Genomic DNA, 12,482 nt, shown 5'->3' on the forward strand with positions numbered 1-12,482 from the left:
GTATTAATAATCTACACTCGCTATAGTTATTTATTCCTTTTACTAAATTATTTTTACAGGAAAGGATCATGACACGCTCTCAAAATGTTTATGTAATTTCTTCTGACTCAGATTGGTCAGGGTTAGTTATTGCTGGTTTATCTCATTCTTTTAAAAACTACACTTTTTACACTGAGAAAACTGTCAATAATATATGGAATTTAAAAAATACTGATATTGTTATTTATGATCGCCTTACTTTAGGTAATCCATCATTGCACTTAATCTCACCACTTTCGCGTGGCGGCGCTTGGTTGCTTGCCAATGCGAGTAAGCAAGACTTAGAGGGAGTTCAAGGGCTTATATCTCTGGGTTGGGGTGGGTTACTAGAGAATGACTTTACCTTAGAACTGCTTCACAAATCCGTCCGAATGGTGGCTTCTGGTCAGTTATGGTTTAGTCGAGAAGCCATGTCTTCTTCATTAAAGAATATTGTGAGGGGACAAGTTCATAGTTCTTCATCTGCGGAAGTTCTAGGTGCTAAATACGAACTTTCTACTAAAGAACAGAAAGTATTTATGTATTTAGTTCAAGGTTATTCAAATAAAGAAATAGCAGGTCAACTGAGTGTAAGTTTAAGCACGGTAAAAACACATGTCTCCCATATATTATCTAAAACAGGAAAGCAAAGCCGTTCTCAGTTAGGATCTTTAATGGTTGAGTGATTTTTGATCTAGTTCAAATTAATTATTTGGTTGTCCTTTACTCATCCTTTTATGTGGTTCTTTTGGTCAGATGACCGATAGGAAAAAAGTTAATAAGGCGTACATTTAACTCGTCTACTTAATTCAACTTTTGGTCTATACCGCAGGAAAAAATGTAAAGGAGAACAATCATGAAACGTTTAGCAGGTTTTGCAGCAATGGCGTTGCTTGTATCGGCTGGTGCAGTTGCGAATCCATGGGTCGTTGGGTCTGACGAAGGTCGCGCAGACTTTTACGTTAAATTCAAAGGTGAAGTGCCTAAGCGTTGTGAAATGATGACTTACGGCAACTTGGATGTCATCAATTTCGACTTAACTAAGTCATCTGATACAAAAGAATTTGGCTTTAAAACGTGGTGCAACTCATACGGCACGAAAGGTATCGTCCAAGTTGACCCATTTGGTTTTACCAACAGCAATGAAGATGAAATTCCAATGGAGTACAGCTTCAATGGTGAAACTAAGCTAAAAGACAAAGGGATTGACACTACCGTTGCTCGTATCCATCAAGTGGTTGAAATTAGTAACAACCTAGATAAAACGATGACTGATGAGCACAAACTTTCAATTACCTCTAAACCTCAAGCTGGTGCGCGCTGGGGTGAATACAGCGGCGCGATGTATGTGACTCTATTCCACATGTAGGAAGGAATGCGCTGAGGGAGGTCCCGTCCATCCCTCAGCCATTATGTTGTATGAAAACACTTCGAATATTATTTCTCATCTTGATTTACATGCCAGCACAAGTGTTGGCTTTTGAGCTTTTCCCAATGGTGCAATTTCTTTCCGATTCAGGGAAAGAGACAACGGTATTTTTCAAGGTAACCAATACCTCTCTTGCACCTTTGCCTATCGAGGTGACTGGCGTTAAGCGATTAGTTGAATTCAACAACGAAGAGTCGCTTCTTGAAACCGATGACTTGATGATCTTTCCACCGCAAGTACTTATTCAGCCGGGGAAATCTCAGACCATTAAGGTGCAATACATTGGCGCACCCAAGGGTGTAGCAGAATCCTATCGTTTGATCGTGAGCCAATTGCCACTCAAAGCGGATGAAGTTGAGAAAGATGCCATACAAATGTTGTTCCGAATCGGAGCGCTTGTGTTTGTCTCTCCACAAGATGCGCAAGACCAATATTCCAGCGAAATCACTGTATCCAATGACAACAAGCCAAATCTGAAAATTAGCAATACAGGTTCAAGTGTTATTGAGTTAAACAAACACACTTACTCGGTTGATTGGCAAGGTCAAACGAAACGTTGGGATTGGGAGCAACTAGAGCCGGTTCTACCGATGCAATATCTCGTGCCAAACCAGAAAGTTCAGGTGAACGTCGAGTCACTTCTTGTGAACTAACGACACCCAGTTTTCATAACGTCGCTGACATACACGGAAGGTTACAATGTGGCGCGCATTCGTCGTATCGATCGCTGTCCTTATTTCTGGGGCTGTATGGGGAAGCTCTTACAGCCTCTCCTTACCCCTTGTGTATGAACAAAATCAGCTTGGCGAACTCCCTGTTGAAATAAACGGCATGGCTCTTGAGCGAGTGTCTGTCGATGCCCTCCAAGATTTGCTCGGAACGCGCGTGAGTCCGGAATGGTGGTCGCAGTTTTTTGGTTCAGAGCCGTCAACATTCGTTGATATCGAAACACTCGCTGAGCGAGGTATCGAGGTGACACTTAATACTGAATCCTTGTTTATTGACGTTCGGCTCTCGGCACAAATTCTTAGCGAACAAGACATTACTTTGTCGTCTGGCTATCCCGATTTTATTCCCTCTGAAAGTGGCTCGATAAACTGGTTAAACAGTTTTAGCTTCGCCTATAACAATTATTGGCAAGAGGATGTTGAGACTTGGGATTCGTCGCTGGATTGGTTGTCACAAGGCAATATCGGTGGTGCCAGTGGTGTGAATTTTCTTTTAGCCAATTATCTTGAAGCGGATAACGAAACCACAAAGTTTTCCCGAGGTGAGTGGATTGCTTTCTATGATGATCCAAACTTACCGATGCGTGCTTCCACAGGGGATGTTATCAGCGGTGAATCCGGACATATTTATGGCATGTCCTTGGGTGGTTTTTCTATTGAGAGTCGATACGCTGACTTACAACCGGATCGTGAGACAAGCCCAGAGAGTAGCCAACAACTTGTTCTGCTCGAATCCGCTGAAGTGGAAGTTTATGTCAACGGTGAACGAATTTCTGGTGGGCGATTGGAACCGGGACGTTACAACCTCAAGAATCTGATCTTAGATAACGGTGCTAACGATATTACGGTTGTCGTCAACTACGTTTCTGGTAAGCAAGAAGTATTGCGCTTTACTCAATTTTACAACGCTAAGCTGTTGAAAAAAGGTCTGATTGATTACTCTTTTTCCGTTGGACAGCCAATCATCTATGACAACCGTCAAGTAGAATACGAAGAGGAATGGGTAGCGACAGGTTACTTAGAATATGGTGTCACTGACTGGTTAACCGCAGGTGCAAATGGCTTATATGCTCAAGATGGTTCGATATTTGGGGCTCTGACTACTTTCAAAAGCGGTGTAGGGAATGTGACTGCTCGTTATTCGCTAAGCTCTGCAAGTTCGGGAGAAGACGGTTGGATAGCTTCCCTTGATTATGAAAACAGCATTTTTGGAAGTGGGGAAAGCCAATCTCCCAACCTACGTTTTGCGATTGAAAAATCGGATGATTTTCAAAACAAACCTTGGAAAGAATCCCAAGAAGGCAACTCATATACACAATATCTCGCAAATTACTTTTGGCAGATAAACAGTAAATTTGATCTGACATTAACAGGACGCCTGACTCAACTCCCTCCTGATGACGATGAGTTACGTGGTTCGGTCTTGCTAAATTGGCGACATGGTGGTTTTACGGTAGGGGTTGGCAGCGAATACGAAGAATCCGAGCGTTATAACGAACCGGATACGCGTTTCTTGTTTACCTTTGAATACAATTGGTATTCGGATGAGCATGGAAATCGTATAGGTCTCTCTTACAACAGTGAGAATGAACGGAGCCGAGCGTATTTTAGTAATGAAGGTTTGAACTACGTTGGTGACTATGGTGTAAGAATCGAAGCAGAGCAGGACGAATTTCGTGATACCCAACGAGCTCAATTGAGTTACACCGCAAATCGTTTTAGAGCAGAGTCCGAAGTAAGCCGTGATGTAGTGAGAAAAGAAGATACTGAGCAATACCAAGCTTCACTGCGCCTAGCGACTGCAGTTGGTATGGTTGACGGTGATTGGGGGTGGGGACGTGTGACCAGTGGTCCTTTTGTTGTGGCAGAAATGCACCCGACGTTGGGTGAAGCGACTGCGAACCTAGATGTAGACTCCCAAGGAAGACCAACCGCAATAGCGACAAAGCATCTTAATGGTCTTGTTTCGATCTCCCAGCCTTATGCTCGCTATGCGATGGATTATAACGTGATGGATTCTCCCGTTGGTTATGACTGGGGAGATGGCAAACTTGAGCTAATGCCGGCGGCGGCCACCGGATATTTGTTGACGATAGGTTCCGATGCGTCTTATACGGCGAGTGGTTATTTGAAGCGTCTTAGCGGTGAACCTATCGAGTACCGACAAGGGCGTGTGTTGGTTGATGATGAACAAATTGAGTTTTTTACCAACAAGCAAGGACGATTCTTCATTCAAGGTCTACGTCCTGGCATATATACACTTGAGCTTTATGGACTACAGACTAGCCTTGTCGTTATCTCGATTCCTGAGTCTGATACGAGCTTAATCGATTTAGGTGAAATCACAGTAATGCCGAACAATGACAAATAATTTAGCGCATTGTACTGGTAAAGGAAAAGGAGAATAGGATGAAAACAGTTAATCGCAGTGATGTCTTAACATTCGCAACCGTGCTATTTCTTACTGCTTTTGCTTCACCGTTGTTGGCGAATGATGCCAGCGAAGCGCAGTGTGAGGGGACATTTAGGGTAAGCATCAATGATACACCTTATAAACCTCATGTGACGCAACCTGATACCTTGTGGTTTCAAGGAAAAATAGAGTTAGATAGCCAACTAGTTAACTGTATGAGCGGCATTGTCATCAAACCTTCAAATGGTTGGCAGCAGGTTGTTTCTGGCCCTCAAGGTAAGATCAATTCGACCGTCCTTAACACGCAAAGAAAAAGCCTAAATAGAACCCCTCAAGGAGACTTTTTACTACCAAGTCGTGGTAGTAAGCAGGTCGATTTTTGGGTGCAAGTGCCCGAAGGAAAAACCATGCAACCGGGCAATTATCGGGCAGATTTTGAATTTTCGTTACTTGGCAAGCAAGTTGAAGTTGGTGTGAGGAATGCAGGGCTCGATTACACGATAAAGCCATTCGTACGAGCACGCATAGAGGCAAATTCAAGTTCCAATGTGTCTGTTTCTGGGGCAAGAGTAACGGTGGATATGGGGAATTTAACCAAGCAAAACCGAAGGGATTTGGACATTGTCGTGGTGAGCAACGCTTCCGTAAAACTTGAGCTCGACTCGTTGAATCATGGGCACCTTGTCAATACTAGGAAACCGAGTCATAAAGTTCCGTACACCACATTTTTGCAAGGTCAGACTCTTGGGTTGGATAGTCCGGTGCTTTTAAATACTCACCGTGGGAACCAAACTCGCTTCAATATGGCTTTTGAAAATAAGGCAGTGCCAGGTGCTGCTGCAGGGTTATATGAAGATGAGATGACCATTAGTTTGATTGCCTACTGACTAACGTAAGTTGAGACGAATAAAAACGCCGCAATTGATGCGGCGTTTTTTTGTTCTTGCTGAGGATTATTGGATGTCCAATAGCTCCACATCAAAGATCAGTACACTTGCTGGTGGGATAGGGCCAGTACCGTTTTTACCGTAACCAAGTGTGCTTGGCACGAACAGGCGGATTTTCTCGCCCACAACCATGTATTGCAGACCTTCTTGCCAGCCTTTAATCACCTGATTTAGACCGAATGTGATCGGCTCACCACGTTCTACTGAACTATCGAAAACCGTACCATCGATAAGCGTGCCATGGTAGTGAACTTTCACTTTGCTAGTTGCAGTTGGATGAACGTCGCCCGTTCCTTTCTCAAGAACAAGGTATTGCAGACCACTCTCTGTGGTAATCACACCTTCTTTCTTGCTGTTTTCTAGCAGGAACTCTTGCCCTTTTGCAAAGTTTTCGTCTGCCGCTTTGTGGTTTGTCCAAGTACGGTAGATAAAGAATGCCGCTAGGACGAAAATAATAAGAGGAAACAGAAATTTAGACACAGTAGCTCCTTGTCTTATTTTGGTTGTTTTAGCAGGTAGTTGATAGTGTCAGCCATTGCTTCAACGGTCTCGTGGCCACCAGTGATTACTTGGTATTTACCATTTACGATGAAGGCAGGAACTGAGTTGATTTGACCACGAGTCGTGATCTCTTCTGCTTTAGTAATATATTCAAACAGTTTCGCTTGTTGTGCGTCGTCTAGCTGGTAAGGGCTTACTAGGTTACGAGACTCAAAAGCTTTCTCTACCGCAGCTTGGCGCTCATCGGCAGTTGCATCTGCACCCATTTGAACGGCAGCAAACAGTTCTTCCATAAACGCTTTGTCCGGAGTGCCGTTAACTTGCATTGCCGCTGTATAGAAAATGATCGCGCTGATTTGCGCACTTTCGTTAAAGGTAACATGCATCTTCTCAACTTTCTGTTCTGTCAACGATTCAATTTGAGGAACGAACTGTTCCATCGTACGACAATGACCACAGGTGAGAGAAAACGCTTCAGTTACTGGTGCTAAGTTGTATTCAGCAAGAGAAACTGGCAGAACTTCGTATTGCTTGCCTTGTTGTGGCTGACTATTGCCGTTGTCACAAGCTGTTAGGGCAAAAACTGCGGCAAAAAGTGCAGCGCCTTTAGAAATGGTTTTGAACATGGGTAAGGCTCTAACTAGTAAAATTGGTGCTAGTTTATCGGTTAACGGTATCGACGAAAACCATTAATACGGCTTGTTACACTAAAGTGAGACAATCGAAGAAAGTTTAGACAAAACATGGCAATGACGTGGTGTTTAGTGCGCTCAGCTATTGAAAATTCGTGAAGTGAAACGCCATTAAGCGACAGTTTAGTTAACGAGATTTTCTTTGCTCTCTTATCTACCAAATAATGTTTGATAAAAATGAATGCCCAACTTAAATCGTTGGCATGAACTGTGCTTGTGTATTGAAGAAAATATGGTAATAGGCACTAAAGTTTGGGCGATTTAAGCCGACACAGTGAACAGGAATTCATTCTACGTTGGTAACGGTATGAAGCATTGGTTTTTAGTGGCATGCGGTCTATTAGCCGGGTGCACGAGTATTAATTCAGATATGGTTCCGGGCGGTAATATTCTCGATACTGCCCCGAGAACTAACTCAGAGCTAAGACATCCAGAGTGGGGTTACGCGAAATCTTACGTGTCAACTCCACGTTATGTTGCTCAGACTCCGAGTACAGCTGGAAAAAAGTCACAGGGCGTGACGTCACTGGAGATGTTTTTAAATAGACATCATATCGCCCATGAAACCATCAGTGGCGACCACCTTATGGTGCGTTTGAAAGAACAAGTGCATTTCCAAACGGGCTCTGCGAGATTATCATCGCAATCTCAAGACTGGATCCGCAATCTTGGACATTATCTTGCCGGGCGTACTGATGTTGATGTGGTGATAGACGGTCATACAGACAGTACAGGCGCAGAGAGTTTTAATGATTCGTTATCGGAAAAGCGTGCTCGTGAGGTAGAAAAGCAACTACTTGCAACCAGCTTGCCTCGTCAAAGAGTGTTCTCTCGTGGCTTTGGCGAATATGTGCCGCAGTGCAGTAATACCACAGCAAGCGGTAAGGCATGTAATCGTCGAGTGGAACTGATGCTGATTGTCGATCAGTAAGCGCCCATATCATTGAATTGAGATAAAAGAAAAGAGGCACCGTATGGTGCCTCTTTTGCATCCGCCAATGTTCTTAGGGGGAACTAGGCAAATTCTTTTTCAATGTAAGCGACGATGTCTGAAGACTCGTAAAGCCATTGCGTCTCGCCATCTTTTTCAATACGCAGACAAGGTACTTTTACACGACCACCACCTTGTTCAAGTGCTTCGCGATGTACTGGGTCGTTTTTCGCATCACGTAATTCAATGTTCACGGATTGACGTTTCATAGCACGTCGAACTTTTACGCAGAAAGGACAAGCTTCAAATTGGTACAGTGCGTAGTTTTTGGCTTTATCATCAACGCTTTTCTGTGCTTCTGCCGAACGTTTAACGCCACGGGGAGAGAATACTGCATTGAGAAGTAGAATGATTTTTCCCAAAATCCAACGGATAAACTTCATAATGATCCCTTGATGTTCAGTGGATGAGTGTCCTTGTATATCATGCAACGAACTTACTTAACCTAAACGCTACATGAGAGGTAAGTAGTCTATCAGGTGTTTGGTTTGGACAAAACCATGTTTTTTATAAGGAAAGGTGTTTCATCCAGCCCAATAACCCGCTTGCTTTTACTGGGTTAGCGTCTTTACCAAGATAGGGACTCTGCATTAAGTTGACGCGTTCGAGTCAGTTATAACTTCACCGGATTTTGGCAAGTGGCGACAAACTGGCGGCAGACGTTAGAAAATATGACGAAGTAAACTATACGTTGTTGAGTGGGTTGAGCGTAATTGCATCAGTTAAGTGATCTGGCGCGAAATGTGCGTAACGCATGGTCATTTTTATATCTGCATGCCCTAGCACATCTCGAAGCACTAGTATATTACCTCCGTTCATCATGAAGTGACTGGCGAATGTATGGCGGAGGATACGTGATGCTTGACCTTTAGGAATACTTGCCCCCAATTTGTTTTTTAAAATATAGCAAAAAGGTGTATAGCACTCTTCAAATAATGGCCCAGAAGTTGGCTTGTAGATTTCATTATAGAGTTCTTCTGATATTGGAACTGTGCGGTTTTTCTTTGTTTTTGTTTTGGTGAACGTTACTTTGAACTGGGAAAGCTGTGCGCCTGTCAGTTGAGCAGCTTCATTCCAACGAGCTCCAGTAGAGAGGCAGAGTTTGATGATCTTAATCATGTCTGCTTGCTTATGGTGTTCAGCATAATTAAGTAACGTAATGATTTGCTCATGTGCGAGAAATGCCATCTCATGTTCTGACTCTTTAAACGGTTTCACATTTTCTATGGGGTTTGGTAATTTCCATTCCCCCAGTTCAATAAGTTTGTTAAACACAGCTTTAAAACGACCGAGTTCGTAATTGAGTGTAGAAATGCTTGGCTTTCCACGGTTCCAGCGTTGGTCTACAAATATGAGTTCGCCAGCCATCCTTTTACTACGAAAATCCGAATACATCTTCGCAGTAAGCGTCGATGCGACTGGGTCGCCCATTGCTTGCACCATGTGATGAAATTTTTGAGTGATGGCATCTCCTTTTGCCAGTGTTCGCCCATAGTGTAAATACCAGATTTCAACCAGTTTGCTTAATCGGCGATTGTCTGGCTTCTGTGCTAGCCATGGTTTAGCGTCTACATCCCGCATCAAAAAAAGTTCATACGAACTCGCTTCGCCTTTGGTAGCAAAGCGTTTTCGAACACGCGCGTTATCCCGACCGTTTGGATAACACTCGCACAACCATGGCTTTTTACTGCCGTCTTTAAGATTTCTAACAGTCATAGAAAATAAGTGGTCTATGTTTTTATATACAGTATATAAAGATGGTTATGATGCCAACGACAAAGTTGCACTATTGCGAATATAAGTCATATTTTCCTCGCTAAGTCTTATCTACAATAAGTCGATCGAGGGTTATGCTTCCCAAAGCATTCTAACTTATCAGTTAGATCACTAACCTATTGATTATAAATTGAAGTAATCATTGAAAGACGGCAATATATGAGGTTATAAACGGCTTTTATCCGTCTAATTAGCGTTATAAATATTGGAGCATCTGAGGAAATAAACATTCGATACTTAAAACAAAAGCTTAACGAAGCTTACGATATCAATGTCACTGATGTCACTGTCCTTACGAGTATGCATGAGTTGTATCAACTCAAAACAGCTTGCTCCCGCCTTTATGTTGTCAAGCTGTATAAAACTAGTGATTGTTCCTTATCGCACTTGACGTCAATAAGTGAGTTTAATGCTCGCTTGAAAGCTGATGGGGTTTCCGTAACTTTGCCTGTGATGGGAGTTGACGGTGAATATGTTCAGCATTTTGGTGGGAAGTATGCAGTGTTATGCCATTTTGTGGATGGTGAGGCAATTTCCACAATCAGCCCTTCTCAGTGTTACTTATTTGGTCGAGAATGCGCTCGGTTACATTTATCAAAAAGCACACTAGATTTTCCCCATAAAAAAGCTGAAGAGTTACTGACTTTTCCTTTACTCAATATCAAAGCTGGTTATAGCCGCAAGCAAGAAGAAATTGAGATCATAGAAAGCTTGGCTACACAAGCGGAGCTTAGCTTGTCCAAGTTGAATTTACCTGAGGTCTTGTGTCATGGAGACTTTCATTGGGGGAATGCAATCTTCTCATCTCAGCAAGTCACGATAATTGACTTCGACTTCTGTTGTAGAAGTTGGCGTATATATGATCCTGTAGTGTTCTTGTGGAATCTTCTATTCACTAATTGTGGCAATATTAAACAACAATGGTCAGCATTTCTAAGTGGTTATCAGTCAATTTCAATGTTTTCTGACGAGGAACTTAGCGCGATTCCTTGGCTGTTGGTAGCTCAGAATGTATGGCATATTGGTTTCATTGGCGAGGCAACAATTGAGGAGTGGGAGTTTGATGATTACTGGTTTGATCGTAAGTTTGAGTTGTTTGAGTTAATCAGAGAAATGTGCCCATGAAATATTTATAACAAAGCATTTAAGAGTGATTCGCAACGCTTGGCGTTTTCGCTTCGCTCAAGTATAGCCAAGCGCTGCTCACACCTTAATGCGGCGTTATAACCTACTATGAATAAAATGTTTGGAGTTAATAATGATAATAAATAAAGAAGAAGTGATTCAGAGTATTGAACGTTTCAAAGATACGGATGGCGTGAAAGCCAATGATATTTACCATCGAGTACTTAAAGATGTTACTGGAATCTGTATATTTTCTAGCTTTCTTACTCAAGAAGGAAAAAATAAGGTGTCTGAATTTGATACCATTTTCCAGTTGGCTATGGAAGAAATTGAAGAAAGAGAATATAGAATCAAGTTGGCAGCAGTAGATTTGACAGGATTAACTGAAGTTGAAAAAGGTAACCATGTTAATCAAGATATTTATAAATACGGGAGAGGTGAACTTGACAGGATAAGAACGTTATTCCAAGAGTTAGATGATGACGAAAAGAGGGAGATTAAGCCTTTCATTGACTTATATAATCAAACTATAGGATCTAGTTTTAATTTTGGAACAGCTTCTTCCGTCGAAGCACAGCAAAAAAATGATTTGGCGTTTAGAGTAATAGATAAAATGTTTGCTAAGAAGTTTGGAATGCATATTTGTGAAATTAGACACCGATTAGAGATGTCCGAAGAAGAGTGGGTGATGACAGCCAAAGGGCAATAGCAAACCGTTTTGAGTGATTTAGCGCACATGGGAAACGGTTATAACAAACTGTTTAAGAGTGATTCGCAACGCGTGGCATTTTCACTATGCGTTGCGTTTAGTGTTTAAGGTGGTATGCGGCGACTTTGGTATTGCGTTGCTCACCCCTTAACAGGGCGTTATGCGACCCAGTAAAAAGGAGTTTCAAAGTGGAAGAAATAATTGATCAATTGGTTTCTCAGGGTTACGAAATATCTGGTAGTAACTCAAAGATTAGAGTAAAGATTGGAGGTTTCGCGGGTAAGGCTACAATTAGCAAAAATTATTATTCGAATACATTCGTCGTATCTAGTCATACTTGGATTCAGTTACTATCTTTGACGTTGATCTTTTCTTCTATCATGTCATCGCTCTACAGTCAGTGGGGGCAGCCTGAATTAAGTGGATCTGTGTGGTTTGGTTTGTCGGTTGGAATCCCCCTTATAGTTGTTGGATATGTTTCAGCGATTATTTCAGAAATTCAATTACAACCGATACGTCAAGTTGTGCGAATGGCAAATTCACGGTTATCATCACCAATCGCATAACAAACTGTTTAAGAGGGATTCGCAACGCGTGGCATTTTTACTATGCGTTGATTTAAGTGTTTAAGGTGGTATGCAGCGACTTCGGTATTGCGTTGCTCACCCCTTAACAGGGCGTTAGGCTCACAATTGGGGAAAGTTAAACTTTGTTTCCCTTGAGCTACTAGATATGCCCAAATTTAACCAATCAAATTGTTGTAATTAAATATAAAATTAAGGATGTATTATGAGTTTGGCAGTCCAAGAAATCATGAGAATTTATTCCTCTCATTCTACCTATCGTGAGCAAGTACTAAAAGCTTTAGGGCAAGCAGGCGGTGAAGATGCCGTTAAAGAAATTATGAGAATCTATTCATCCCACTCTACATATCGTGAGCAGGTTTTACATGCATTAGGAGAAGCCGGCGGCGAAGAGGCGGTCAAAGAAATCATGAGAATTTACTCATCTCATTCCACTTATCGAGAGCAGGTTTTAAAAGCTCTGGGGCGTGCAGGTCGAAAATTAGCCTAACAAACTGTTTAAGAGGGATTCGCAACGCGTGGCATTTTTACTATGCGTTGCGTTTAGTGTTTAAGGTGGTATGCGGCGG

Annotated in this window: 14 protein-coding genes; 10 read left to right on the forward strand and 4 right to left on the reverse strand. The window is 42.2% G+C overall.

Annotation, left to right across the window (positions count from 1 at the left end):
• The first annotated feature begins 68 nt into the window (after nt 1-68).
• From OH459_RS26990 to OH459_RS27010, 5 genes are all read left to right on the forward strand, one after another.
• Nucleotides 69-704, forward strand: coding sequence for a helix-turn-helix transcriptional regulator (locus tag OH459_RS26990; protein ID WP_005453657.1), 636 nt, complete (start codon nt 69-71; stop codon nt 702-704).
• 170 nt (nt 705-874) lie between these two features.
• On the forward strand, nt 875-1,387 hold the full coding sequence (locus OH459_RS26995) for a hypothetical protein (protein ID WP_005453662.1): 513 nt from the start codon (nt 875-877) through the stop codon (nt 1,385-1,387).
• Between the two features lie 50 nt (nt 1,388-1,437).
• Nucleotides 1,438-2,100: a fimbrial biogenesis chaperone gene (locus OH459_RS27000; RefSeq protein WP_020480898.1), complete on the forward strand. Its 663-nt coding sequence runs from the start codon at nt 1,438-1,440 to the stop codon at nt 2,098-2,100.
• 46 nt (nt 2,101-2,146) lie between these two features.
• Nucleotides 2,147-4,546: a fimbria/pilus outer membrane usher protein gene (locus OH459_RS27005; RefSeq protein ID WP_269989609.1), complete on the forward strand. Its 2,400-nt coding sequence runs from the start codon at nt 2,147-2,149 to the stop codon at nt 4,544-4,546.
• Nucleotides 4,547-4,584: 38 nt separating this feature from the next.
• Nucleotides 4,585-5,475 (forward strand): hypothetical protein, encoded by an 891-nt coding sequence (locus OH459_RS27010; protein ID WP_053050106.1) that lies wholly within the window; start codon nt 4,585-4,587, stop codon nt 5,473-5,475.
• A 66-nt stretch (nt 5,476-5,541) separates the two neighbouring features.
• On the opposite strand, the gene OH459_RS27015 is transcribed toward OH459_RS27010, so the two are convergent.
• Both OH459_RS27015 and OH459_RS27020 read right to left on the reverse strand, forming a co-directional pair.
• Nucleotides 5,542-6,015 carry an FKBP-type peptidyl-prolyl cis-trans isomerase gene (locus OH459_RS27015; RefSeq protein ID WP_005453668.1) on the reverse strand — a complete coding sequence of 158 codons (474 nt, stop codon included), beginning with the start codon at nt 6,013-6,015 and terminating at the stop codon, nt 5,542-5,544.
• Between the two features lie 14 nt (nt 6,016-6,029).
• Nucleotides 6,030-6,662 carry a thiol:disulfide interchange protein DsbA/DsbL gene (locus OH459_RS27020; RefSeq protein ID WP_005453670.1) on the reverse strand — a complete coding sequence of 211 codons (633 nt, stop codon included), beginning with the start codon at nt 6,660-6,662 and terminating at the stop codon, nt 6,030-6,032.
• A gap of 373 nt (nt 6,663-7,035) precedes the next feature.
• On the opposite strand from OH459_RS27020, the gene OH459_RS27025 reads away from it, so the two are divergent.
• Nucleotides 7,036-7,659 (forward strand): OmpA family protein, encoded by a 624-nt coding sequence (locus tag OH459_RS27025; RefSeq protein WP_017188748.1) that lies wholly within the window; start codon nt 7,036-7,038, stop codon nt 7,657-7,659.
• 83 nt (nt 7,660-7,742) lie between these two features.
• On the opposite strand, the gene OH459_RS27030 is transcribed toward OH459_RS27025, so the two are convergent.
• Nucleotides 7,743-8,102, reverse strand: a complete 360-nt coding sequence (locus OH459_RS27030; protein WP_017819296.1) for a glutaredoxin family protein — start codon at nt 8,100-8,102, stop codon at nt 7,743-7,745.
• A gap of 301 nt (nt 8,103-8,403) precedes the next feature.
• Entirely contained in the window at nt 8,404-9,435 is a 1,032-nt protein-coding gene (locus OH459_RS27035; protein ID WP_269989613.1) for a phage integrase, read from the reverse strand.
• A 360-nt stretch (nt 9,436-9,795) separates the two neighbouring features.
• Between OH459_RS27035 and OH459_RS27040 the strand changes: the two genes are divergently transcribed.
• The 4 genes from OH459_RS27040 (at nt 9,796) to OH459_RS27065 (ending at nt 12,403) form a co-directional block, all read left to right on the forward strand.
• Entirely contained in the window at nt 9,796-10,620 is an 825-nt protein-coding gene (locus tag OH459_RS27040; protein ID WP_269989614.1) for a phosphotransferase enzyme family protein, read from the forward strand.
• A gap of 133 nt (nt 10,621-10,753) precedes the next feature.
• Nucleotides 10,754-11,329, forward strand: a complete 576-nt coding sequence (locus OH459_RS27045) for a hypothetical protein (RefSeq protein WP_054824860.1) — start codon at nt 10,754-10,756, stop codon at nt 11,327-11,329.
• A 188-nt stretch (nt 11,330-11,517) separates the two neighbouring features.
• On the forward strand, nt 11,518-11,895 hold the full coding sequence (locus OH459_RS27055; protein ID WP_025769014.1) for a hypothetical protein: 378 nt from the start codon (nt 11,518-11,520) through the stop codon (nt 11,893-11,895).
• Nucleotides 11,896-12,118: 223 nt separating this feature from the next.
• Complete coding sequence (locus OH459_RS27065) at nt 12,119-12,403, forward strand: HEAT repeat domain-containing protein (RefSeq protein WP_069491637.1); 285 nt, start codon at nt 12,119-12,121, stop codon at nt 12,401-12,403.
• Nucleotides 12,404-12,482 lie beyond the last annotated feature (79 nt).

Source organism: Vibrio sp. MM46, from assembly GCF_027587135.1.
Taxonomy (GTDB): domain Bacteria; phylum Pseudomonadota; class Gammaproteobacteria; order Enterobacterales; family Vibrionaceae; genus Vibrio; species Vibrio harveyi.